This window comes from Frigoribacterium sp. Leaf263, from assembly GCF_001422285.1.
In the GTDB taxonomy this organism is placed as follows: domain Bacteria; phylum Actinomycetota; class Actinomycetes; order Actinomycetales; family Microbacteriaceae; genus Frigoribacterium.
The window spans coordinates 807,275-831,651 of sequence record NZ_LMMO01000003.1 but is presented as its reverse complement, the minus strand read 5'-3'; the positions used below and the strand labels follow the sequence as shown (position 1 = coordinate 831,651).

Sequence of the window (24,377 nt, the reverse complement as noted above, 5' to 3'; positions counted from 1 at the left end):
AGGGGGTGGGCGACCAGACCCGAGAACGCACCCGACACCGTGAGGAAGAGGATGCGCAGCCGTACGCGACACTACCAGGCACGGACCGGTGTTACCCGGGGCGACGCCCGGGCTCGACCACCCTTCGGAGCGGCGTCCCGCCCGCCTCAGCTGAGGTCGAGATCCGACGGCAGACCGGAGTCCGTGCCGGGCAGCCCGAGGTCGGAGGCCTTCTTGTCGGCCATGGCCAGGAGGCGCCGGATCCGACCGGCGACGGCGTCTTTCGTCATCGGCGGATCAGCGTGCTGGCCGAGCTCGTCGAGACTCGCGTCGCGGTGGGCGAGGCGGAGCGTGCCGGCGTACTTCAAGTGGTCGGGGATGTCGTCCCCGAGCAGTTCCATCGCTCGTTCGACGCGGGCGCAGGCCGCCACGGCGGCTTCCGCCGAGCGCCGGAGATTCGCGTCGTCGAAGTTGACCAGGCGGTTCGCCGTGGCCCGCACCTCCCGGCGTTGGCGCATCTCCTCCCACTCGCCCACGGAGCGCAGGGCGCCCATCGTCTTGAGCATCGAGCTGATCGCCTCGCCGTCGCGGATGAGGACGCGGTGAACCCCTCGCACCTCCCGGGCCTTCGCGGGGATGCCGAGACGACCGGCGGCGCCGACCAGGGCCATGGCCGCTTCGTTGCCCGGGCAGACGACCTCGAGCGACGCGGATCGGCCGGGGTCGGTCAGAGTGCCCTGCGCGAGGAACGCACCACGCCAGATGGCGGCGAGGTCTTCTCTCGATCCCGTCGTCAGCCGATTCGGCAGGCCTCGCACCGGACGTCTGCGCTGGTCCATGAGGCCCGTCTGACGCGCGAGCGTCTCACCGGCCTCGTGTACTCGGACGAGATAGTGATTGGTGCGCCTCACGCCCGAGGCCGCGATCACCGAGACGTCGCTCCGGGCGCCGTAGAGCTCGGCGAGGTCCTTCCGGACGCGACGGGCGATGCCCGGGCTGTCGAGTTCGGCTTCGACGGCGATGCGCCCGGATATGACGTGCAACCCGCCGGCGAACCGCAGGATCGTCGCGACCTCCGCGGCTCGGACGGTCGTCCGGCTCACGTCGATCTGAGCGAGTTCTTCTTTGACGTCGGCAGTCTGGGCCAAACCTGGGTTCCTTCTCTCGGGTCGATCGGCGCGCGCACGAATCCGCCGACCGTCTCGGTCACTCCCGGCCGAGGTCGCGATGCTTCACGCTGACGGCCACACCACGGAGCCCGCGCAGATGCGCTGCCAGTTCACCGACGAGGGTGACCGATCGATGCTTGCCGCCGGTGCAGCCAATGGCGATCGTAGCGTGTCTCTTGTTCTCACGCTGATAGCCCTCGAGCACGGGCTCGAGGGCGGCCCCGAACGCGTCGATGAATCGACGCGCGCCCTGCTGAGCCATGACGTACGTCGTCACCGGCTCGTCCAGACCGTTCTGCGGACGGAGTTCCGGAACCCAGAACGGATTCGGCAGGAACCGCGCATCGCCCACCATGTCCGCATCGGTGGGGAGGCCGTACTTGAAGCCGAAGCTGAGGACGGTCACCTGGACCCCGGGATCCTCCGACTCGGCGAAGGTCTCGGTGATCGCCGTCGCGAGCTGGTGGATGTTCAGCTCCGACGTGTCGATGATGACGTCGCTCGTCTCGCGCAGCTCCTCCATCCTGGCGCGTTCGGCCAGGATGCCGTCGAGCAGCGTGCCGTCGCCCTGGAGCGGATGGGGTCGTCTGACCTGCTCGAATCGTCGCACCAGGACGGCGTCCGTCGCGTCGAGGAACAGGACCCTGACCTTGCTCGGCATGCTCTCACGGAGAGTGCGGACCGCCTCCTGCGCCTCGGAGAACAGTCGTCCGCCCCGGACGTCGACGACCGCGGCGATCTTCGGGAGGGAGTCGCCGGCGCGTTCCGCGAGATCCAGCAACGGGCGGAGCATCTGCGCGGGCAGGTTGTCGACGACGTACCAGCCGAGGTCCTCCAGGGCGTTGCCCACGGTGGAGCGGCCTGCGCCCGACATCCCGGTCACGATCAGGACCTCTTGCTGTTCGCTTGAATCGCTCATGACGGTGACCTTCGGTCGGGGCGGTCGGGCGGTGGGTCGAGTCTAAACGGGTACGGAGGCGTCGCCGGAGGCCGTGAGGTCGTCCTCGGCCTCCACCGACTCCGCCGCCGAGTCGCCGCCGAGTCTCTCCGCCACAGCCGTGGCGAGAGCCGGTCCGATGCCCTTGATCGAGGCGATCTCGTCGATTCCAGCCTCCTTCAGACGTTTGACCGACCCGAAGTGCTTGAGGAGCCGCGCCACGCGAGACGGACCGAGCCCGGGGATCTCCGCCAGCTGCGAGGCTATGTCGCGACGTCGACGCTGGCGCTGGAACGTGATGGCGAAGCGGTGCGCTTCGTCGCGGATGCGCTGGATGAGGAACAGCGCGTCGGAGTTCCGAGGCAGGATCACCGGGAAGTCGTCGTCGGGCAGCCAGATCTCCTCCAGGCGCTTGGCGATCCCGCAGAGGGCGATGTCCGTGACCCCGGCGTCGTCGAGGGCGCGTCGAGCCGCCGCGACCTGCGGTTGACCGCCGTCGACGATCAGCAGGTTCGGACGGTACGCGAATCGCTTTCGTTGTTCGCCGACCTCCTCCACCGGAGCGAGCTCGTCGTCCAGACGTGCGAGACGACGACTCAACGTCTGATAGATGGACTCGGTGTCGTCGGTCGACCGGGGGATGTTGAATCGGCGGTACTGGTCTTTCCGAGGCAGACCGTCTTCGAAGACGACCATGGAGGCGACGATGTTCGTGCCCGAGAGGTGCGAGACGTCGTAGCACTCCATCCGGAGCGGCGCGTCGCTCATGCCGAGGGCCTCCTGGATGTCCGCGAGAGCCGTCGAGCGGGTCGCGAAGTCCGCGCTCCGCCTCGTCTTGTAGAGCATCAGGGCCTGCTGCGCGTTGAGCGTGGCCGTCTGCATGAGGGCGGCCTTGTCGCCCCGCTGCGCCGTATGGATCTGGACCCTCCCCCTGCCTCGCAGTCCGCCGAGGACGCTCTCCAGCGCATCGTTGTCGTCGGGCACGGCCGTGACGACGACCTCTCGCGGGAGCTCGGCCCCGGCCGAGTAGGTGTCCTGGAGGATCTGCTCGACCAGTTCTCCGGTGCCGACGTCGATCTCCTTGTCGACGACCCAGCCCCTCGAGCCGCGGATGCGTCCGCCCCGGACCGTGAAGAGCTGCACGGCAGCGGCCAGCTCGTCCTCGGCGAGGGCGAAGAGGTCGAGGTCGACGGAGTCGCGGAGGACCACGGCGGACTTGTCGAGGACCGCCTCGAGAGCCTGGACCTGGTCTCGGTACCTGGCCGCATCCTCGTACCGCTGGTCGATGGCCGCCGTCTTCATCTCCTTCTGCAGCCCGGCGATGACCTTCTTGTCGTAGCTCTTCATGAAGCGCACGAAGTCGTCGACGATCCGACGATGCTCCTCGATCGTGACCTTCCCCGAACATGGACCACCGCAGCGACCGATCTGGCCGGGGAAGCAGGGCTTCCCCGTCTGCATGGCCTTCTTGTAGCTGCTGTCCGAGCAGGTGCGGATCGGGAACACCTTGATCATCAGGTCGATCGTGTCGTGCACGGCCCAGATCTTCGGGTACGGACCGAAGTACTTCGCGCCTCTGATCCGGGGATTGCGCGTGACCATCACCCGGGGCGCCTCGTCGCCGAGCGTCACAGCCATGAACGGGTAGGTCTTGTCGTCGCGGAATTTGACGTTGAAGGGCGGGTCGAACTCTTTGATCCAGGTGTACTCGAGCTGCAGCGCCTCGATGTCGCTTCCCACGACAGTCCATGTCACCGAACGTGCCGTCAGGACCATCCGGCGGGTGCGTTCATGCAGCGTGGGCAGCGGCGCGAAGTAGTTGCTCAGGCGGGCTCGGAGATTCTTCGCTTTGCCGACGTACAGCACTCGACCTCGCTCGTCGAGCCATCGATAGACACCGGGGTCGGTGGGGATCTCACCTGCCGGGGGTCGCCAGGACACCGTGTTGCTCATCGTGCGTCCAGCGCCTCCCGACGGCGTCGTGCGGGTGCCTTCTGGGTGGCGCGCGACGGGACGGCCGTGTGCCCGCTCTCGAGGATCTCGGCCAGGAACCTGCCCGTGTGGCTGTCGGGTACCTTCGCGAGGAACTCGGGCGTACCGGCGGCGATGACCGAGCCTCCTCCTGCTCCGCCCTCCGGACCCATGTCGATGAGCCAGTCGGCCGACTTGATCACGTCGAGGTTGTGCTCGATGGTGATCACGGTGTTGCCCTTGTCGACGAGACCGTTCAGCACGAGCAGCAGCTTGCGGACGTCCTCGAAGTGGAGACCGGTCGTGGGCTCGTCGAGCACGTAGATGCTCCGCCCGTTTGACCGCCGCTGGAGCTCCGTGGCGAGCTTGACGCGCTGCGCCTCTCCGCCGGACAGGGTGGTCGCGCTCTGCCCGAGACGCACGTAGCCGAGGCCGACGTCGACCAGAGTGGACATGAATCGGGAGATGGCGGAGATCGGCGCGAAGAACTCGGCCGCCTCGCTGATGGGCATGTCGAGCACCTCGGAGATGTTCTTGCCCTTGTAGAGCACCGCGAGGGTCTCCCGGTTGTAGCGAGCACCGCCGCAGACCTCGCACGCGACGTAGACGTCGGGCAGGAAGTTCATCTCGATCTTGATGGTGCCGTCGCCGGCGCAGTTCTCGCAGCGCCCGCCCTTGACGTTGAAGCTGAAGCGCCCGGGGAGGTAACCGCGCGCCTTGGCGTCGGTCGTCTCGGCGAACAGGTTCCGGATCCGGTCGAAGACGCCGGTGTACGTGGCGGGGTTCGAACGAGGCGTCCGGCCGATCGGCGCCTGGTCCACATGGACGACCTTGTCGAGGTTGTCGAGTCCGGTCACCCGGAGGTGCTTGCCCGGGATCTGCCTCGCGCCGTTCAGCTTGTTGGCCAGGACCTTGTACAGGATGTCGTTCACGAGGGACGACTTGCCCGAACCGCTCACTCCCGTGACCGCGACGAAGGTTCCCAGCGGGAACTCCACCGTGACGTCGCGCAGGTTGTTGGCCTTGGCTCCGACCACGCTCAGCATGCGCTTCTTGTCGATGGGACGTCGTTCGGTCGGAGTCTCGATCGAGCGACGACCTGACAGGTAGTCGCCTGTGTAGGAGTCGGTGTTGGCGACGAGGTCCTCGTAGTTGCCGGAGTGCACCACCGTGCCGCCGTTGACACCGGCACCGGGGCCGATGTCGACGATCCAGTCGGCGGTCTTGATCGTGTCTTCGTCGTGCTCGACGACGATGAGCGTGTTGCCCAGGTTCTTCAGTTTGACCAGGGTGTCGATGAGGCGCCGGTTGTCGCGCTGATGAAGGCCGATGCTGGGTTCGTCGAGGACGTAGAGGACGCCCGTCAGCCCGGAGCCGATCTGTGTGGCGAGCCTGATGCGCTGGGCCTCACCACCGGACAGCGAGCCCGCGGCGCGACTCAGCGACAGGTAGGTGAGACCGACCTCGAGAAGGAATTCGAGTCGCACCCGGATCTCTCGGAGGACCTGCGCCGCGATCCGCGCCTCACGGACGGTCAGGGTGAGACCGTTCATGAACGTGAAGGCGTCCGCGAGACTCAGCTCCGAGACGTCGGCGATGTTGTGATCGGCCACGGTGACCGCGAGGACCTCGGGCTTCAGGCGCTTTCCGTCGCAGACCGAGCACGGGATCTCGCGGAGGTACTCCGAGTACCGCTGGCGTTGGCTGTCGCTCTCGGCTTCGGCGTACTTCCGCTCGATGTACGGCATGACGCCCTCGAAGCCGGTCGAGTACTTCATCTCCCGGCCGAAGCGGTTCTTCCACTTGACCGTGACCTCGAAGTCGTTCCCGTGCAGGACCGCCTGCTGGATGCGGGTCGGCAGCTGCGCCCACGGGGTCTTCAGGCTGAAGTCCAGATCGACGGCCAGGCCCTCGAGCAGCTTCTGGAAGTAGTTGTAGAGGCCCTTGCCCGAGTTCGTCCACGGGAGGATGACGCCCTCGACGAGGCTGAGCTCCGGGTCGCCGAGGACGAGGTCGGTGTCGACGGACATGCGGGTGCCGAGCCCGGAGCACTCGGGGCAGGCGCCGAACGGGGCGTTGAAGGAGAACGTCCTCGGTTCGATCTCGGTCAGCTGGACCGGGTGGTTGTTCGGGCAGGAGAGCTTCTCGGAGAACGTGCGGTACTTGCCGGCGGCGTCGGCGTCCGTGTCGACGAAGTCGACCGTCACGAGCCCGTCGGTCAGACGAAGCGCCGTCTCGAGCGAGTCCGTCAGACGGGTGAGGCCGGACGGCGAGGCCACGAGCCGATCGACGACGACGGAGATGTCGTGCTTGACCTGCTTCTTGAGCTTCGGCGGGGCGCTGAGCTGGATCTGCTCGCCGTCGACGATGGCCCGCGAGTAGCCGGAGGACGCCAGTTCGGCGAAGAGATCGACGAACTCGCCCTTCTTCTGCGAGACGACGGGGCTGAGGACCTGGAAGCGGGTGCCCTCGTCGAGGGTCATCAGCTGATCGGCGATCTGCTGCACCGTCTGACGGCTGATCTTCTCTCCGCAGATGGCGCAGTGCGGGATGCCGATCCGGGCCCAGAGCAGACGCATGTAGTCGTAGATCTCGGTGATCGTGCCGACGGTGGATCGAGGGTTCCGGTTCGTCGACTTCTGGTCGATCGACACGGCCGGGCTGAGCCCCTCGATGAAGTCGACGTCCGGTCGATCGACCTGCCCCAGGAACTGCCTCGCGTACGCGGAGAGGGACTCGACGTAGCGCCGCTGCCCCTCCGCGAAGATCGTGTCGAAGGCGAGCGACGACTTGCCGGACCCGGAGAGCCCGGTGAACACGACGAGGGAGTCCCGTGGGATCTCGAGATCGACGTTGTGGAGATTGTGGACACGGGCCCCTCGAACACTGAGTTTCGGGACACCGTCTACGGGAGAGATTGACACTCTTACCATTCTATGAAGGCCACCGACATCGCGAGGTCGGCGCGTTCAGCTCAATCGAGGGAGGGGCGGGTGGAGGTGAGACGGGCTGACTCCGTCCAGAGGCGGTCTGCGGCTGCGAGATCGTAGGCGTGGGCTGAGGCCTTCACGAGCGCGGGTCCACCGGTCAACTGGAACCAGCCGGCCGGGCCCCAGTATTCCCCTCCCCGCACGCCTTCGGCCACCGCCGCCTCCACGAGCGGCTCGGCGCCGATCTCCTTGCCCTGCGAGAACGTGTGCATGGCGGACGTGATGACAGCCGGTGGGCGGTGGGGCACGACGACGGGAGGTCGAGGCTCGCTCAGCGATTCCCAGGAGAAGCCGGGATGCGCGACCACGCTCGACACGGTGGACGAAGCACGACGCAGCCTCCTGTCGAGTTCGAAGCCGAAGGTCATGACGGCCAGCTTGGATCTCGCGTACGCGACGTAGTTGGAGTAGCTCGACAGCATCATCGGGTCGTCGAGGTCGAGCCGGACCCACCGATGGCTGATGCTGCCGAGATGCACCACACGGGCCGCCGGGGCGGCTTCGAGAGCGGGGAGGAGGTGCGAGACCAGAGCGAAATGCCCCAGGTGGTTCGTGCCGAACTGAAGCTCGAATCCGTCGGTCGTCTTCTGTCGACGACGCGAACCGACCACTCCCGCGTTCGCCAGCAGGACGTCCACCGGTCCGCCTGCGGCGATGGCGGCGGCGCCCGAGCGGACGGACCGGAGATCCGCCAGGTCGAGCTCGACCGTCTCGAGATCGGCCGCGGGCAGTCTGTCGATGATGGCGTCGACGGCGCGGCTCGCGCGCACCCCGTCACGGGCGGCGATGACCACCCTGTGCCCCTGGGCGGCGAGGCGCTCAGCCGCGAAGTACCCGAGCCCTGCGGTCGCACCGGTGACGACGATCCTCTTCCGATCAGCGGACATGCCCCGCCGCCTCCATCTGCCGAAGGTCCTTCTTCAGGTCGGCGACCTCATCGCGCAGTCTCCCGGCGAGCTCGAACTTCAGTTCGGCCGCGGCCTGCAGCATCTGCTCGTTGAGGTCGGCGATGATCGATTCGAGTCCGTTGGCCGCACCCGCCGCCAGACCCTCGCGTCTGAGGTTCGGCGTCGGGGCTCGTTTCTTCCCGTCTCGGCCGGCGAGGAGCGCGGCCGTGTCGACGCCCTCCCTCGCCAGGGCCTCGGTGATGTCCGCGATCTTCTTCCGGAGAGGCTGGGGGTCGATCCCCCGCTCGAGGTTGTAGGCGATCTGCTTGTCGCGACGACGATCAGTCTCTTCGAGAGCCTGCTTCATCGAATCGGTCATCTTGTCGGCGTACATGTGGACCTGCCCGGACACGTTGCGAGCGGCGCGGCCGATGGTCTGGATGAGAGACGTGGACGACCTCAGGAATCCCTCCTTGTCGGCGTCCAGGATCGCGACGAGCGACACCTCCGGGAGGTCGAGCCCTTCACGGAGGAGGTTGATTCCGACGAGCACGTCGTAGACGCCCTGACGGAGCTCCGTCAGCAGCTCGACGCGTCGCAGGGTGTCGACGTCCGAATGCAGGTATCGGACCCGGACGCCCGCCTCCGTGAGGAAGTCGGTGAGCTCCTCCGCCATCTTCTTCGTCAGGGTCGTGACCAGCACCCGTTCGTCGCGCTCGCTCCGGAGCTTGATCTCTTCGAGCAGATCGTCGATCTGCCCCTCGGAGGGTTTGATGACGATCTCCGGGTCGATGAGACCCGTCGGGCGGATGATCTGCTCGACGACGCTGTCGGTGATCCCGAGCTCGTACTTGCCGGGGGTCGCCGAGAGGTAGACCTTCTGGCCGACGCGATCGAGGAACTCCTCGAACTTCAGCGGCCTGTTGTCGAGGGCGCTCGGGAGCCGGAAGCCGTGGTCGACCAGGGTGCGCTTGCGGGATGCGTCGCCCTCGTACATCGCGCCGATCTGCGGCACCGTGACATGGGACTCGTCGATGACGACGAGCAGATCGTCGGGGAAGTAGTCGAGCAGACAATGCGGCGCTTCGCCTGGCGACCGGCCGTCGATGTGGGACGAGTAGTTCTCGATGCCGTTGCAGAAGCCGATCTGCTCCATCATCTCGAGGTCGAAGGTCGTCCGCATCCGAAGCCGCTGCGACTCGAGGAGCTTGCCCTGCTTGTCGAGTTCGGCCAGCCGATCGGCGAGCTCGTCTTTGATCGTGCCGATGGCCCTGTGCATGACATCGGTGCCCGCGACGTAGTGGGAACCCGGGAAGACGGAGACGGCATCGAGGGTTTTCACGACGTCACCGGTCAGGGGGTGGAGCGCGTAGAGGGCCTCGACCTCGTCACCGAACATCTCGATGCGGATGGCCAGCTCTTCGTACATCGGGATGATCTCGATGGTGTCGCCGCGAACGCGGAAGTTGCCCCGAGAGAAGTCGATGTCGTTCCGCTGGTACTGCATCGACACGAATCGACGGATGAGCGTCTCGCGTTCGATCTTCTGGCCCACCTGCAGGGCGATCATGGCCTCCAGGTACCCCTCGGGTGTGCCGAGGCCGTAGATGCACGAGACCGTCGATACGACGATGACGTCGCGCCGGCTCAGAAGGGAGTTCGTCGTGGAGTGCCGCAGACGCTCGACCTCGGCGTTGATCGAGGAGTCCTTCTCGATGAACGTGTCCGTCTGGGGGACGTAGGCCTCGGGCTGGTAGTAGTCGTAGTACGACACGAAGTACTCGACCGCATTGTGGGGGAACATCTCGCGGAACTCGTTCGCGAGCTGCGCCGCCAGGGTCTTGTTGTGGGCGAGGACCAGAGTGGGGCGTTGGACCTGCTCGACGAGCCAGGCCGTCGTGGCCGACTTGCCCGTGCCGGTGGCGCCCAGCAGCACTACATCCGTCTCGCCGGCGTTGATCCGACCAGCCAGCTCGGCGATCGCCGCGGGCTGATCGCCGCTCGGTTCGTACTCGCTGACGACTTCGAAGGGACGAACACTGCGGGTCGGTTGCATACCCTCGAGTTTACGAGCGACCACCGACAGTGCTCGCCGATGAGCCGGACGCCTTGCGTGCTGACAGCGAACGGAGACGGTCGTAGAGCTCGTCGCTCCCACGGCGGGTGTCGTCGAGAGTGCCGCTCGCGTCGACCACGAGGTCGGCGGCGGCCAGACGGACGTCGTCGGGCGCCTGCGCGTCCAACCGCCTCACAGCCTCGGCCTCGGACATGCCTCGGAGTTCGACGAGGCGCCGGAGCCTCGTCTCCCGTGGCGTGTCGACCACCGCGACGACGTCGAAGTCTCCGGCACCACGGGACTCGACGAGGAGGGGCACGTCGTAGACGATGACGCGTTCCGGATCATCGGTCACGGCCTCGTTCATCCGACGCGTCGACAGCGCGCGGACCGCCGGATGGATGATGGCCTCCAGATCGGCTCGCGCGGAGGCATCGGCGAAGACGATGCCCCCGAGGGCCGCGCGGTCGAGATCACCGGCAGCGGTCAGGACGCTCCTGCCGAATCGTTCGGCCACCGCCCGCAAGCCGGGCGTGCCGGGTTCGACCACCTCGCGCGCCAGTCGATCGGCGTCGATCACAGCGGCACCCCGCTCGGCGAGTCGTCCCGCCACAGTGCTCTTCCCCGCGGCGATGCCTCCGGTGAGCCCACACACGAACATCCCCAGATGCTACTCCTGCCCCTGACGCGGGTCTGCGCGCTGACGGCGTCTGAGACGCCGACAGGCGGCTCCCCGAAGGGAACCGCCTGTCGGTCGATCGGGCGCCGGAGCGCCGTGATCAGTTGCTGCTGGAGAGCTTCTCGCGCAGAGCCGCGAGCGACTCGTCGTCGGCGAGGGTGCCGGCGCCCGAAGGGGTCTCGTTCGAGAACGAGGATCCCGTGGGAACGTCGAAGGTGGTCTCCTCGGCCAGCGAAGCGGCGACCTGCTTCTTGTGCGCCTCCCAGCGCGACTGGGCGGCAGCGTAGTCCTGCTCCCACTTCTCGCGCTGCGAGTCGAAGCCCTCGCGCCATTCGTTGGTCTCCGGGTCGAAGCCCTCGGGGTACTTGTAGTTCCCCTGGTCGTCGTACTCGGTGAGCATGCCGTAGAGGGCCGGGTCGAACTCGGTCCCCTCGGGGTCGACTCCCTCGTTGGCCTGCTTGAGGCTCAGCGAGATGCGACGACGGTCGAGGTCGATGTCGATGACCTTGACGAACACCTCGTCGCCGACCGCGACGACCTGCTCGGCGAGCTCGACGTGCTTCGCCGACAGCTCCGAGATGTGCACGAGGCCCTCGATGCCGTCCGCGACGCGGACGAACGCACCGAACGGCACCAGCTTGGTGACCTTGCCGGGAGCGACCTGTCCGATGGCGTGCGTACGAGCGAAGACCTGCCAGGGGTCCTCCTGCGTGGCCTTGAGCGAGAGCGAGACGCGCTCACGGTCGAGGTCGACCTCGAGGATCTCGACGGTGACCTCCTGGCCCACCTCGACGACCTCGCTGGCGTGCTCGATGTGCTTCCAGCTCAGTTCGGAGACGTGGACCAGACCGTCGACGCCGCCCAGGTCGACGAACGCACCGAAGTTGACGATCGACGACACGATGCCCTTGCGGACCTGGCCCTTGTGGAGGTTGTTGAGGAAGGTGGTGCGGCTCTCGGACTGCGTCTGCTCGAGGAGCGCACGACGCGACAGGACCACGTTGTTGCGGTTCTTGTCGAGTTCGAGGATCTTGGCCTCGATCTCCTGGCCGAGGTACGGCGTGAGGTCGCGGACGCGGCGCAGCTCGATGAGCGAGGCCGGCAGGAACCCACGGAGTCCGATGTCGACGATGAGACCGCCCTTGACGACCTCGATGACCGTTCCGGTGACGACGCCGTCGGCGTCCTTGATCTTCTCGACATCGCCCCAGGCACGCTCGTACTGAGCGCGCTTCTTGGACAGGATCAGACGGCCTTCCTTGTCCTCCTTCTGGAGGACGAGGGCCTCGACCGTGTCGCCGACCTCGACGACCTCGGTGGGGTCGACGTCGTGCTTGATCGAGAGCTCGCGAGAGGGGATCACACCCTCCGTCTTGTAGCCGACGTCGAGGAGGACCTCGTCGCGGTCGATCTTCACGACCGTGCCTTCGATGAGGTCGCCGTCGTTGAAGAACTTCAGAGTCTTTTCGACCGCGGCCAGGAAGTCATCAGCGGATCCGATGTCGTTGATGGCGACCTGCTTGGGTGCCTTGGTCGTTACGGTTGTCATGTAGTTAGTGCTCCAGTGAAAGCATGAATCGGGCCGCTGTCGTCCGAGAGGTGTCTCGGGGTGATCGACCGCGGCGTACGGGCAGAGTGACGCAGATAGCGCAAAGACATCATAGCCACCTGTCGTGGTGGCGGCAACGGATCCGGGCTCGTGTCGGTCCGGAGCGTCCCCTGTCAGCCGAGCATCTCGCTTCGGAGGGTGTCGAGACCGACGCCGCCGAGACGGAGCGCCTCACGATGGAACCGCCGGACGTCGAAGGACTCCCCCTCGAGCGCACGACGCCGCTCGCGGATCTCCTCCCAGATGCGCTGGCCGATCTTGTACGACGGCGCCTGGCCCGGCCAGCCGAGGTACCGGTCCACCTCGAACACGACGAAGGCGTCGTCCATGTTGACGTTCTCGCGCATGAACGCCAGGGCGTTCTCCGCGTTCCAGGTCCCCCCGCCGGGGAACGGCTTCTCGAGGTGCACGCCGATGTCCACGACGACGCGTGCGGCGCGCATCCGCTGGCCGTCGAGCATGCCCAGCCGGTCCCCCGGGTCGTCGAGGTAGCCCAGCTCGTCCATCAGCCGTTCCGCGTACAGCGCCCACCCCTCGGCGTGGCCGGAGGTGCCCGCGAGCTGGCGACGCCACGTGTTCAGCTGCGACCGATTGCGGACCGCCTGCCCGAGCTGCAGGTGGTGCCCGGGGACCCCCTCGTGATAGACCGTCGTGGTCTCGCGCCAGGTGTCGAACCTGGTGACGCCCTCCGGAACCGACCACCACATCCGGCCGGGCCGGGAGAAGTCGTCGCTGGGACCCGTGTAGTAGATGCCGCCGTCCTTCGTGGGCGCGATCCGGCATTCGAGCGTCCGCAGCTCGTCGGGGATGTCGAAGTGACTCCGGCCGAGCTCGTCGACCGCCCGGTCGCTGAGGCGCTGCATCCACCGTCGGAGCGCCTCCGTCCCTTCCAGCCGCCGGGCGGGATCGGCGTCGAGCACCTCGACGGCTCGGCGCACGCTGGCACCGGGTTCGATCCGCTGCGCGACGGCCTCCTGCTCGGCCGTCATCCGCGCCAGCTCCTCGAGACCCCACTCGTACGTCTCGTCCGCATCGACGGTCGCACCCAGGAAGCGTCGTGAATGGAGGGAGTACGAATCGCGTCCGACGGCGTCGCCGGAACCGGCCGCGGGGAGGATCTCCTCGGTGAGGAGAGCCCCGAGCGCGAGATAGGCCTCGGCGGCTCGAACGGCCCCGCGGGCGAGATCGCGCTCGAGAGCCGCGGGAGGCGCGGTGCCGTCGGTCGGACGACCCCCGTCGACGAGTTCGGCGAAGAAGCCGCCCCGTGCGCCGATCCGAAGGCACTGTTCGGCGACCCTCCCTACCTGACGCCTCGCCGGGACGACGTCGGCTGCGACTCCCGCTCGGAGGGTGGCGACGTAGCCCTCCAGGGCGGAGGGCACGGCCGAGAGGCGGGAGGCGATGTCGGACCAGTCCGTCACGGAGACGGTCGGCATCAGATCGAAGACCTCGCGCACCTGCTGAACCGGCGAGGCGATGACGTTCAGGTCCCGGAGGTGGAACCCCGCTTCGTGGGACTCCAGATCGAGTGCGAGCTCACCACCGAGATCGCGCTGGGTCACCCGGTCGACGTCATCGAGCACGGGAGCCGCCGCGAGCTCGGCCGCGACCGATCGCACCGCCTCGACACGCCGCTCGTGTCCCTCCGGCGAGAGGTCGCCGTATCCGCCGGTGCGACCCGGGCGCCCGATCCAGGTCGCGACCGTCGGGTCGAGGTCGATCGTCGTGTCGACCCACCGCTCGGCGATGTCGTCGATGGGGGTGGGGACACGCGGCGAGGGGGACGTCTGCTCGGACATGCAGCGAGCCTAGACGCGGCGAGGGTGCTCTCGAGGCGGACGCCCCGGTACCGAGAAGGGCACCGAGCCGACCGTCAGGTCGGCCCGATGCCCTTCGAGGCGCAGGAGGCGCTCAGTCCTTGTCGAGGTCCGTCTCGAGAAGGGCGGCCAGCTCGTCGAGGGCCGCGTCGGCGTTGTCGCCGTCCGTCGCGATGACGACCTCGTCGCCGTGATTGATGCCGAGGGAGAGCACCCCGAGGATGCTCGCCGCGTTCACGCTCTTGCCGGCGGAGGTCGTGAGGGTGACCTTCGCGCCGGTCTTGCCGGCCGCCTGGCTGAAGAGCGAGGCGGGGCGGGCGTGCAGACCGACGCTCGAGGCGATGGTGACGGTGCGTTCGGGCATTTCTACTCCTTGGTCGTGACCGGGGCGGTCGGGTGCCGCGTACTGCGGACGGCGGTGGATCTGATCGGTCGGGGCCGACGAGAGGGGTGGGGCGGTCAGTCGTCGTCTTCGTCGGACTGGAGGAGCTCGTAGACCTCCGCGCTCGTCGTGGCCCCGCGGAGAGCCGCGGCCTTGTCGGGGTCCATCAGGATGCTCGCCAGCTGGCTGAGGATCGCGATGTGACCATTGCCCTTGGCGGCGATGCCGACGGTGACCGAGACCTCGTTGCCATCCCAGTCGACCGGGGTGGGGAACCGGAGGACGACGAGCGCGTCGCTCTTCACGGAGTCCTTCCCCGCGAGGGTGCCGTGCGGGATGGCGACGCCTTCTCCGACGTAGGTCGAGACGGAGTTCTCGCGCTCGAACATCGCGTCGATGTAGCCCTCGTCGATGGCGCCCGCCTCGACGAGCGCCTGACCGGTGGCCCGGATGGCCTCGTCTCGTGACGCTGCGGACTGGTCGAGTCGGATCGACGACTCGGCGAGGAGGGCCGTGAGCTCGGGGGCCTGTTCCGACATCGTCAGACCTCGACCGTCGTGCCGTCCTGGATCGCCTTGACGATCTTGGCGACGTTGGGGTCGCCCATGAACAGCTGGAAGGGCACCACGGGGACGTTCGGGACGACACCGCGCGCGCGCTCGGCGAGGTTGTTCTGCGTCACCACGACGTCGGCGTCGGCGGGGATCTCCGCGACGGGCGAGTGCTCGACGGTGACGCCGCTCTTCTTGAGCTGCTTCTTCAGCGTCGAGGCGAGCATGACGCTGCTCCCCATGCCGGCGTCGCAGGCGACGATGAGCTTCTTGATGGACGATCCGTCGAGTGTTGCCATGGTGGTCTCCTTGTGTAGAGGGGGGACGGGGGACGGCCGGAGCCGTCACCCGATTCAATCACTGGGTCGCTGTGGGAGCGGCGGTGCCCTTGCTGGTGGCCTTGTTGGCCGCGGTCGCGGCCTGGGCGTCGGCGAGTGCCTGCTGCTGTGCGGCAGCGTCCTCGGCGGCCGCCTCGCGGTTCTCCTTGCGGCCGAAGCCCATCAGGAACGCGGAGACGACGAACGACACCGCGGCGGAGAGCAGGATGCCCAGGTAGATCGGCAGGATGTCTCCGCGGGCTGCTACGAGCGTGTACGCGATGATGCTGCCCGGCGAGGCGGGGCCGACGAGGCCGACGCCGAAGAGCGAGAAGACCGTGATGCCGGTGGCGCCACCGAGGATGGCGGCGACCAGGAGGACGGGCTTCATCAGCACGTAGGGGAAGTAGATCTCGTGGATGCCGCCGAAGAAGTGCACGACGATGGCGGCGGGAGCCGACGGGCGGATCGCACGCGGACCGAAGAAGAGGAACGCGAGGAGGATGCCGAGGCCGGGGCCGGGGTTCGACTCGAGCATGAAGAGGATCGACTTGCCGGTCTCCTGCGACTCGATGCCGCCCAGCGGGGTCAGCACGCCCTGGTTGATGGCGTTGTTGAGGAACAGGATCTTCGCGGGCTCGATGATGATCGAGGCCAGCGGGAGGAGACCGCGCTCGACGAGGAAGTCCACGCCGCTGCCGAAGACGCTGGTCAGCCAGTTCGTGACGGGCGCGAGGCCGAAGAAGGCGCCCACGGCCACGGCCGCGCCGATGATCCCGAGCGAGAAGTTGTTGACGAGCATCTCGAAGCCGGACTTGATGCGCCCGTCGACGACGTCGTCGAACTTCTTGAGCAGCCAGGCGGCGAGGGGCCCGACGATCATGGCGCCGAGGAACTGCGGAGCGTCCGTGGCGACGATGACGCCCATGACGCCGACCGCGCCGATGACCGCACCGCGCTGGCCGTGGATCATGCGACCACCCGTGTAGGCGATCAGGATCGGCAGGAGGTACTTGATGATCGGTCCGACGAGGCCGGGCCACGGGGTGCCGTCGCTCATCTCGCCGAATCCGCCCAGCTGCGGGACGGGGGTCCATCCGGTCTGGATGAACAGGGCCGTGATGAGACCCCAGGCGATGAACGCGCCGATGTTCGGCATGATCATGCCGGCGAGGAAGCCGCCGAAACGCTGCACGCGAGCGCGCGCACCCGTTCCGGTGACCGTGGGGGTGAATTCGGACATGGGAGAGGTACTCCTTCGTACTCAGTGACGAGTCTGGTGGTGGAGGTGCGGTGAGATGGTGGTGCTTCGGGTGCGGCTGTGCGGGAGAGGCGGCATCAGACGATCACGACCCTCGGGCCGGCGCGTTCGACGTCGTCGGCCAGCTCGAGATCGACGCCGGAGTCGGTGACGATGGTGTCGACGTCGGAGAGGGGCGACACCTTGGCGAAGTCCTCTCGTCCGAACTTGCTGTGATCCGCGAGGACCACGGTCCGGCGGGAGGAGGCCAGGAGCGCGCGCTTGACCCGCGCCTCGGCGAGATCGGGGGTGCTGAGACCACGCTCGACGGAGACGCCGTTCGTCCCGATGAAGGAGACGTCGGCGAAGACGTCAGCGAGCTGGCTCCGCGTCCAGTCGCCCACGGACGAGTACGTCCTGGTGCGGATGAGTCCGCCCAGGAGGTGGAGCGTCACGTTGGGTCGGCTGATGAGGATGGTCGCGACGGCCAGCGAATGCGTGACGACCGTGAGCACGCGGTCGACGGGGAGGAGCTCCGCGAAGCGGATGGCGGTCGTTCCCGCGTCGATGATGATGGAACCCTCGTCGGGGAGCTCGTCGAGGGCCGCGCGCGCGATCCGGTCCTTCTCGGCCGCCGCGGTCCCCTCTCGGTCGACGACCGGGGGCTCGATGCCGAGGCGCTCCACCGCGATGGCGCCGCCGTGCACCCGGCGGAGGACGCCTCGTCGCTCGAGCTCCGTGAGATCACGGCGGACGGTCTCCGGAGCGACGGACAGCTCTCGGGCCAGACCGGCGACCTCGACGCGCCCGCGTGTCAGGGCCGTGTCGAGGATCTGCTGATGACGCTCCGGTGCGTACATGCGGGACCTCGTCGTCGTGCGGGGGTGAACGCGGAAGCGTCACTCGGCGTTCAGGGAATTCAGATCGGACTGATGCCCGATGTTCACCGAGCAGGGTTTATATAAGCCCGTTTGTGCCTGTTCGTCAAGTCGCGCCTCCGTGTCAGCCTGTCTGCACGCGTGAGGACGCCCGCGATGGCCTCTGATGCGGGGATGTCCCCTGAGGTCCGACTGTGCCCGAACGGGTCTCAGTGGGCGGCGGCATCCCAGCTCTCGCCGAGACCGACGCTGACGTCGAGAGGAACGCGGAGGTCCGCGGCACCGCTCATCCGGCGCTGGACGATGTCTCGGACCGTCTCGACCTCACCAGGTGCGACCTCGACGATCATCTCGTCGTGGACCTGGAGCAGGACGCGAGAGCCGAGTTCGCGCGAATCGATCTCGGAGCGGACGCCGAGCATGGCGATCTTCATGATGTCGGCCGCCGAGCCCTGGATCGGAGCGTTGAGGGCGGCGCGCTCCGCGTTCTCGCGGAGCACGCGGTTGGGCGACTTCAGGTCGGCGAAGGGTCGTCGGCGGCCGAAGATGGTCTCCGTGTAGCCGTCTTCCCGGGCTTTCTCGACGACGTTCCGCAGGTACTCCCGCACGGCACCGAACCGGGCGAAGTAGTCGGTCATGAGCTGCTTGGCCTCGGAGTTCTCGATGCGCAACTGCTTCGAGAGCCCGAAGGCGCTCAGGCCGTAGGCGAGCCCGTAGGACATGGCCTTGACCTTCGTGCGCATCGCGGGCGAGACGTCTGCGGGATCGACGCCGAAGATGCGCGCTCCGACGAACCGGTGGAGGTCCTCGCCGTCGTTGAAAGCCTGGATGAGGCCCGCATCGCCGGAGAGGTGCGCCATGATCCGCATCTCGATCTGGGAGTAGTCGGCCGTGAGCAGCGTCTCGTAGTCCGGTCCGTGGACGAACGCCGCACGGATCTCGCGGCCGACCGCCGCCTTGACCGGGATGTTCTGGAGATTCGGGTCGACGGACGAGATCCGACCGGTGGTCGTGCCCGTCTGGTCGTAGGTCGTGTGGATGCGGGCGTCGTCGGCTATCGACTTCTCGAGCGTCTCGATGATCTGTCGGAGCTTCGTCGCATCGCGGTGCTTCAGAAGCAGATCGAGGAAGGGGTGAGGGTGCTTCTCCTGGAGATCCGCCAGGGACGCGGCGTCAGTCGAGTACCCGGTCTTCGTGGCGCGGGTCTTCGGCATCTCCAGCTGCTCGAAGAGCACCTCCTGAAGCTGCTTCGGGGACCCGAGATTGACCTCGCGCCCGATCTCCGCGAAGGCCTTCCCGGCGAGCTCCGCAGCGGACTCGCCCAGGCGGACGGAGAGGGCCTGGAGCGTCTCGCGATCGGCGGCCACGCCGGTGAGCTCCATATCGCCGAGCACCGGGACGAGCGGAAGCTCGATCTCGGTCAGGACACGTCGGGACCCTTCGTCGAGGGCCTCGACGAAGGATTCGGACAGGCGGAGGACGAACCAGGCCTCGGACGCGACGCTGAAGTCGTCGTCGGAGGAGACGAGCTGATTCGGGTCGCCGACGGGGAGCGTCTCGCCGAGCTGCTCGTAGACCAGGTCGGAGAGTGCGAAGGAGGTGCGACCGGGCCGGAGCAGCCATGCGGCGATCCGGGGGTCGCCGACGATCCCCGTGAGCTCGAGTCCCGCGCGGGAGAGGGCCTTGTAGGCGCGCTTGGCGTCGTGGACCACCTTCGGGGTCTGGCCATCGAGCCACGCTTCGAGCGCGACGTAGTCGCCGCGTCCCGCCGCCCAGGGCACGTAGGCCGACTCCGTTGAAGTCGAGAGACCCAGTCCGACGACCCCGTCCGTGCCGTACTCGACGACGAGCCCCACGGGCGACGACGGGTCGGAGGCGTGCTTCGAGAGCCAGAAAGCGAGCTCCTCGTCGATGAGCGTGCGCACCACGGGCATGCCGACCGGCGTCGCGGTGATCGCGGGCTCGCCACCGTCGGCGGGATTCGCCGATTCGCTCAGCACGAGCACCCGTTCGAGCAGGGTGCGGAACTGGAGCTTGTCGAAGAGCTCGCGCACGGCTGTCTCGTCGATGGCGCGCCGTTCGAGGTCGGAGGGTCCGACGGGGAGTTCGACATCGGTGACGAGCCGGTTGAGCCTCCGGTTGCGGATCGCGTTGTCCTTCTGCTCGCGGAGCTTCTGACCGACGACGCCTTTGATCTCGTCGGCTCGCTCGATGATCTGATCGAGCCCGCCGTAGAGGTTGATCCATTTGACCGCGGTCTTCTCGCCGACCTTGTCGATCCCGATGAGATTGTCGCTCGTCTCACCGACGAGGGCGGCGACCTCGGGGTACTGATGCGGTTCGATGCCGTAGCGCTCGAAGACCTTGTCGCGGTCGTAGCGGGTGAGCTCGCTCACACCGCGTGCGGACGGGTAGAGGAGGGTGACGTCGTCGTTCACCATCTGGATGGCGTCTCGGTCTCCGGAGACGACGAGGACGCGGAAACCGTCGGCACGACCGCGGACCGCGAGCGTCGCCAGGATGTCGTCGGCCTCGTAGTCCTCTTTCGTGATGGTCGTGATGCCCATGGCGTGGAGAGCCTCCTGCAGGAGGGGGATCTGACCGACGAACTCGGGCGGCGTCTCGTTCCGGGTGCCCTTGTACTCGGGGTACTCGCGCGTGCGGAACGAGAAGCGCGAGATGTCGAAGGCGACCGCCAGATGGGTGGGCTTCTCGGCTTTCAGCAGACTGAGCAGCATCGAGATGAAGCCGTGGATGGCGTTCGTGTGCTGGCCCTCGCGGTTGACGAAACTGTCGACCGGCAGAGCGTAGAACGCACGGAAGGCCAGCGAGTGACCGTCGACGACGAGGAGGGTAGGCTTTGCTTCTTCCGACACCCCGTCAGCCTAGCGGGCGCCCCCGACAGCGCCGTCGGCGCGCACGCTCATGCGGAACCCCCCCAGGAGCGACATGTCAACGCCCGAGACGCCCCTCGATCCCTCGGCGATCCTCAGCGACGACGCCGAGCGGCTCCTCGGTCGCCGAGGCGTCGGCGATCTCGCCGAGAGGATGGGGATCGTGATCGTCGAGATGAGCGCCGAACGCGCCGTGGCCAGGATGCCCGTCGAGGGCAACACGCAGCCCGTCGGCATACTCCACGGAGGCGCGCACGTCGTCCTCGCCGAGACGCTCGGCTCCATCGCGTCGTCGGTCCATGCCGGTCCGGGGCGCATCGCCATGGGCATCGAGCTGAACGCCAGCCACAGCAGGTCGGTCGCCACGGGGTGGGTCACCGGCACCTGCACGGCCGTCCACCTCGGTCGGACGTTGGCGACCCATCAGATCGTCATGACCGACGACCAGGGGCGGCTGCTCTCGACCGTCCGGATCACGAACATCATCACGGAGGCGCGCGCCTGACGCGTCGACCTCGCCGCACGATGGAGCCCCGCATCCTCCGGGAGGATGCGGGGCTCCATGGTGCCGTCGGCGCTACTTCTTGGCGCTGAGCTGCTCGATGATGGCCTGGGCCACATCGTGCATCGTCAGGCGTCGATCCATGGACGCCTTCTGGATCCAGCGGAAGGCCTCGGGCTCGGTGAGGCCCATCTTCTCGTTCAGCAGACCCTTGGCCCGATCGACGAGCTTGCGCGTCTCGAAGCGCTCGACGAGGTCGGCGACCTCCGCCTCGAGGGTGATGATCTGCGTGTACCTCGAGAGGGCGATCTCGATGGCCGGGAGGAGGTCGTTGGGCGTGAAGGGCTTGACGACGTAGGCGAGGGCGCCGGCCTCGCTCGCCCGCTCGACGAGCTCCTTCTGGCTGAAGGCGGTCAGGAGGACGACCGGGGCGATGTGGTTCTTGCTCAGCGTCTCCGCGGCGCTGATGCCGTCCAGCTTCGGCATCTTGACGTCCATGATGACGAGATCGGGGCGGAGTTCGGTCGCCAGGGCGACGGCGGTCTCGCCGTCGCCTGCTTCGCCGACGACCTCGAAGCCGTTGTCGCGGAGGATCTCGACGATGTCGAGCCGGATGAGGGACTCATCCTCGGCCACGACGACACGACGGGGTGCTGCTGATGTTGCTTCCTGGTCACTCACGATGCAGAGCCTACGGTATTCTTGCCCCGGTCGTCGTGAGCCGGATTGGCGGAATGGCAGACGCGGAGCACTCAAAATGCTCTGTCCGAGAGGGCGTGTGGGTTCGAGTCCCACATCCGGCACGGTCGCGGCCAGCGACTTTTTTCGACATGCAGGTCGACAAAGTCGCATGCGGGCCGATCTTGTGCACTACGCTGGCATCACTGGTTGTTGTGTTACGCATTTGTATCTCGCGACGTTCCAGGTGGCCCTCCTCGGAGGATCCGCCCGGTGGCGTCGTTCTCAGAGGGAGCGGACAAAAAGGCACCGCGACGAGCGTTCTCGAAATCGGGAACGACAACTCTGAAAAATAAGGAACAAGAAAAATGGCAACAGGCACCGTTAAGTGGTTCAACTCCGAAAAGGGCTTCGGCTTCATCACCCCCGACGACGGATCCACTGACGTCTTCGCGCACTTCTCCGCGATCGCCGGCGACGGCTACCGCAACCTGGAGGAGAACCAGAAGGTCGAATTCGACACCGCTCAGGGCAACAAGGGCCTCCAGGCCGAGAACATCCGCGTCATCTGACTCGGCGGCGTCCTCGAGACGCCGATGATGCCAGGCACGATCTGACATCTACGGGAAAGCCCCGATCCGCTCCGGCGGGTCGGGGCTTTCTCGTACCCGGCGCCCGGCGCCCCGCGTCGTCAGCGGGGATCCCCGCTCAGACCCAGCAGGCTGGCCACGGATTCGTAGTCTCTCAAGGCCGCCTCGTAGTCGTGATCCGTGGCTGAGGCGACCTCGGGCCCCGTTCGCCCGGCCCGCGCCTCCTCGGCCAGTCGGTATCGCACGACGAGCGTCGCCCAGAGGATGAGCTCATCGCCGGTGGCGTCATCCGGCGCCGCGTCGGCGACGTCCCAGGGGATCTCCACCGCCTCGCATGTCTGAGGGTCCGCCCGCCTCGCCGTCGTCGGTGCGATGAAGAGGGCTCGGGTGCCGACTGCGAGGAGAGCGCCGACGGTGGCGCCCATCCCGAAGCAGAGCAGCAGGGACAGGAGCGAGGTGACTCCCCAGACTCCCCCGGCGACGACCGCCAGGAAGAACCCGCCGGTGATCGCCCCGACGATCGACCAGACGTCGAGGTGCGTCCGCCCCGTCTCGGATCGGGCGTCGAGATCGCGCAGGTCGCTCTTCGTCTGGCTCAGGCTCCGTGATGCCCCGCTGGGCATCGCGAACAGTCGTCGATCCAGGACGAAGCACGAAGGGTGGGAGGCGTCGACCGACATGCGGACAGGGTACGCCCGGTCCACGCGACGACGCCGGGCCCCTCGCGGAGCCCGGCGTCGTGCACGGCGTGTGCTAGCGGAAAGGGTCAGGCCAGGGTCGCGTAGGCCGGTGCTGCTTCCCCATGCGCATCGCCCACACGGTGCACGCGCAGATCGTTCGTCGATCCCGCGATCCCCGGAGGGGTCCCCGCGATGACGATGACCTTGTCACCGATGTCGGCGAGGTTCTTGCCGATGAGGATGTCATCGACCTGAGCGAACATCGCGTCGGTGTGCGTCACATTCTCGACCAGGTGCGACTGGACGCCCCAGCTCAAGGCCATGCGTCGCCGCGTCGCCTCGTTCGGCGTGAAGGCGAGGATCGGGATCGAGTGACGCAGACGCGACATCCTCCGGACGGAGTCACCGGACTCGGTGAAGACGCAGAGGAACTTGGCCTGGACGAAGTCGGCGACGTCGGCGGCGGCGAGGGTGATCGCACCACCCTGCGTGCGCGGCTTCGTGCCGAGAGGGGGGATCCGCTCGAGCCCGTGCTCTTCGGTGGACTGCACGATGCGGGCCATGGTCTGCACGGTGATGACGGGGTACTCCCCCACGCTGGTCTCACCGCTCAGCATCACGGCGTCCGTTCCGTCGAGGACGGCGTTCGCGACGTCGGACGTCTCGGCGCGGGTCGGGATGGGGCTGGAGATCATCGATTCGAGCATCTGCGTGGCGACGATGACGGGCTTGGCCATGCGCCGGGAGAGCTCGACGGCGTGCTTCTGGACGATCGGCACCGCTTCGAGGGGCAGCTCGACGCCGAGGTCGCCTCGGGCGACCATGATCCCGTCGAACGCGTCGATGATCGCCTCGAGGTTGTCGACGGCCTGGGGCTTCTCGATCTTCGCGATTACCGGGACCCTCTTGCCCTCCTCCGCCATGATCTCGTGGACGCGATCGACGTCGTCCGCGTCGCGGACGAACGAGAGCGCGATGAGGTCGGCTCCCAAGGCGAGTCCCCAGCGCAGATCGGCCTCGTCCTTCTCGGACAGCGCGGGGACGTTGACCGCCACGCCCGGGAGGTTGATGCCCTTGTTGTTCGAGACCGTGCCCGCCACGACGACCTCGGTCGTCACCGTGGTGCCGTCGGTCTCGAGGACCCGGAGCTTGACGCGCCCGTCGTCGATGAGCAGCGGGTCGCCGGCGCTCACGTCGGCGGGGAGACCCTTGAAGGTCGTGCCGCAGATGTCGCGGGTGCCGAGGATGTCCTCGGTCGTGATCTTGAAGACGTCGCCCACGGCGAGGTCGTGGGGGCCGTCCGAGAACTTGCCGAGCCGGATCTTGGGCCCCTGCAGGTCGACGAGGACTGCGACGGGTCGCCCGGCGTCGTCCGCAGCCCGCCGCACGTTCGCGTAGACGGTCTCGTGGACGTCGTAGCTGCCGTGGCTGAGGTTCATCCGCGCCACGTCGACTCCTGCGTCGATGATCGCTCGGATGTCGTCGTAGCTCGATGTCGCCGGCCCGAGGGTGGCGACGATCTTTGCGCGTCTCATGTGTTCCTAACGTCTAAGGGTTGTGTGGACGGCTCG

The 24,377-nt window shown here is 67.3% G+C and carries 20 protein-coding genes and 1 tRNA gene; 3 read left to right on the top strand and 18 right to left on the bottom strand.

Going from position 1 to position 24,377, the window contains the following annotated elements; translation table 11 throughout:
* Positions 1 to 146 precede the first annotated feature (146 nt).
* From whiA to polA, 15 genes are all read right to left on the bottom strand, one after another.
* Positions 147 to 1,127, bottom strand: coding sequence for a DNA-binding protein WhiA (gene whiA, locus ASF17_RS07840; protein WP_055797475.1), 981 nt, complete (start codon positions 1,125 to 1,127; stop codon positions 147 to 149).
* Between the two features lie 58 nt (positions 1,128 to 1,185).
* On the bottom strand, positions 1,186 to 2,067 hold the full coding sequence (rapZ, locus tag ASF17_RS07835; RefSeq protein WP_055797472.1) for an RNase adapter RapZ: 882 nt from the start codon (positions 2,065 to 2,067) through the stop codon (positions 1,186 to 1,188).
* 42 nt (positions 2,068 to 2,109) lie between these two features.
* Positions 2,110 to 4,038 carry an excinuclease ABC subunit UvrC gene (gene uvrC, locus ASF17_RS07830; protein ID WP_055797469.1) on the bottom strand — a complete coding sequence of 643 codons (1,929 nt, stop codon included), beginning with the start codon at positions 4,036 to 4,038 and terminating at the stop codon, positions 2,110 to 2,112.
* Positions 4,035 to 6,989: an excinuclease ABC subunit UvrA gene (gene uvrA / locus ASF17_RS07825; protein WP_055797466.1), complete on the bottom strand. Its 2,955-nt coding sequence runs from the start codon at positions 6,987 to 6,989 to the stop codon at positions 4,035 to 4,037. The genes uvrC and uvrA overlap by 4 nt, the downstream gene beginning before the upstream one ends.
* Before the next feature lie 41 nt (positions 6,990 to 7,030).
* Complete coding sequence (locus ASF17_RS07820; RefSeq protein ID WP_055797463.1) at positions 7,031 to 7,933, bottom strand: SDR family NAD(P)-dependent oxidoreductase; 903 nt, start codon at positions 7,931 to 7,933, stop codon at positions 7,031 to 7,033.
* Positions 7,923 to 9,989 (bottom strand): excinuclease ABC subunit UvrB, encoded by a 2,067-nt coding sequence (uvrB, locus tag ASF17_RS07815; protein ID WP_055797460.1) that lies wholly within the window; start codon positions 9,987 to 9,989, stop codon positions 7,923 to 7,925. Before uvrB ends, ASF17_RS07820 begins: the two co-directional genes overlap by 11 nt.
* A gap of 10 nt (positions 9,990 to 9,999) precedes the next feature.
* Positions 10,000 to 10,650, bottom strand: coding sequence for a dephospho-CoA kinase (gene coaE, locus ASF17_RS07810; protein ID WP_055797458.1), 651 nt, complete (start codon positions 10,648 to 10,650; stop codon positions 10,000 to 10,002).
* Positions 10,651 to 10,768: 118 nt separating this feature from the next.
* Complete coding sequence (gene rpsA / locus ASF17_RS07805; RefSeq protein ID WP_055797456.1) at positions 10,769 to 12,217, bottom strand: 30S ribosomal protein S1; 1,449 nt, start codon at positions 12,215 to 12,217, stop codon at positions 10,769 to 10,771.
* 173 nt (positions 12,218 to 12,390) lie between these two features.
* The gene (locus ASF17_RS07800; protein ID WP_055797454.1) at positions 12,391 to 14,076 is read right to left on the bottom strand and encodes a DUF885 domain-containing protein; all 1,686 of its coding nucleotides are present in this window, start codon (positions 14,074 to 14,076) and stop codon (positions 12,391 to 12,393) included.
* A gap of 112 nt (positions 14,077 to 14,188) precedes the next feature.
* On the bottom strand, positions 14,189 to 14,458 hold the full coding sequence (locus ASF17_RS07795) for an HPr family phosphocarrier protein (protein ID WP_055797453.1): 270 nt from the start codon (positions 14,456 to 14,458) through the stop codon (positions 14,189 to 14,191).
* Positions 14,459 to 14,553: 95 nt separating this feature from the next.
* On the bottom strand, positions 14,554 to 15,015 hold the full coding sequence (locus ASF17_RS07790; protein ID WP_055797450.1) for a PTS sugar transporter subunit IIA: 462 nt from the start codon (positions 15,013 to 15,015) through the stop codon (positions 14,554 to 14,556).
* A gap of 2 nt (positions 15,016 to 15,017) precedes the next feature.
* Entirely contained in the window at positions 15,018 to 15,326 is a 309-nt protein-coding gene (locus ASF17_RS07785; protein ID WP_055797448.1) for a PTS lactose transporter subunit IIB, read from the bottom strand.
* Between the two features lie 58 nt (positions 15,327 to 15,384).
* The gene (locus tag ASF17_RS07780; RefSeq protein ID WP_055797441.1) at positions 15,385 to 16,587 is read right to left on the bottom strand and encodes a PTS mannitol transporter subunit IICB; all 1,203 of its coding nucleotides are present in this window, start codon (positions 16,585 to 16,587) and stop codon (positions 15,385 to 15,387) included.
* Positions 16,588 to 16,682: 95 nt separating this feature from the next.
* Entirely contained in the window at positions 16,683 to 17,444 is a 762-nt protein-coding gene (locus ASF17_RS07775; protein WP_055797439.1) for a DeoR/GlpR family DNA-binding transcription regulator, read from the bottom strand.
* A gap of 227 nt (positions 17,445 to 17,671) precedes the next feature.
* A complete protein-coding gene (gene polA / locus ASF17_RS07770; protein WP_055797435.1) occupies positions 17,672 to 20,338 on the bottom strand; it encodes a DNA polymerase I in 2,667 nt (888 codons plus the stop codon).
* A 172-nt stretch (positions 20,339 to 20,510) separates the two neighbouring features.
* On the opposite strand from polA, the gene ASF17_RS07765 reads away from it, so the two are divergent.
* Positions 20,511 to 20,861: a PaaI family thioesterase gene (locus ASF17_RS07765; protein WP_235476495.1), complete on the top strand. Its 351-nt coding sequence runs from the start codon at positions 20,511 to 20,513 to the stop codon at positions 20,859 to 20,861.
* A gap of 72 nt (positions 20,862 to 20,933) precedes the next feature.
* Here ASF17_RS07765 and ASF17_RS07760 read toward each other — a convergent pair whose 3' ends face one another.
* A complete protein-coding gene (locus ASF17_RS07760) occupies positions 20,934 to 21,539 on the bottom strand; it encodes an ANTAR domain-containing response regulator (RefSeq protein WP_055797432.1) in 606 nt (201 codons plus the stop codon).
* A 39-nt stretch (positions 21,540 to 21,578) separates the two neighbouring features.
* On the opposite strand from ASF17_RS07760, the gene ASF17_RS07755 reads away from it, so the two are divergent.
* Positions 21,579 to 21,661, top strand: a tRNA-Leu gene (locus ASF17_RS07755).
* 243 nt (positions 21,662 to 21,904) lie between these two features.
* Positions 21,905 to 22,108 carry a cold-shock protein gene (locus ASF17_RS07750; protein ID WP_055797427.1) on the top strand — a complete coding sequence of 68 codons (204 nt, stop codon included), beginning with the start codon at positions 21,905 to 21,907 and terminating at the stop codon, positions 22,106 to 22,108.
* A 119-nt stretch (positions 22,109 to 22,227) separates the two neighbouring features.
* Here ASF17_RS07750 and ASF17_RS07745 read toward each other — a convergent pair whose 3' ends face one another.
* Entirely contained in the window at positions 22,228 to 22,806 is a 579-nt protein-coding gene (locus ASF17_RS07745) for a hypothetical protein (RefSeq protein ID WP_055797425.1), read from the bottom strand.
* Positions 22,807 to 22,892: 86 nt separating this feature from the next.
* A complete protein-coding gene (gene pyk, locus ASF17_RS07740) occupies positions 22,893 to 24,341 on the bottom strand; it encodes a pyruvate kinase (protein ID WP_055797423.1) in 1,449 nt (482 codons plus the stop codon).
* Between the last annotated feature and the right edge of the window lie 36 nt (positions 24,342 to 24,377).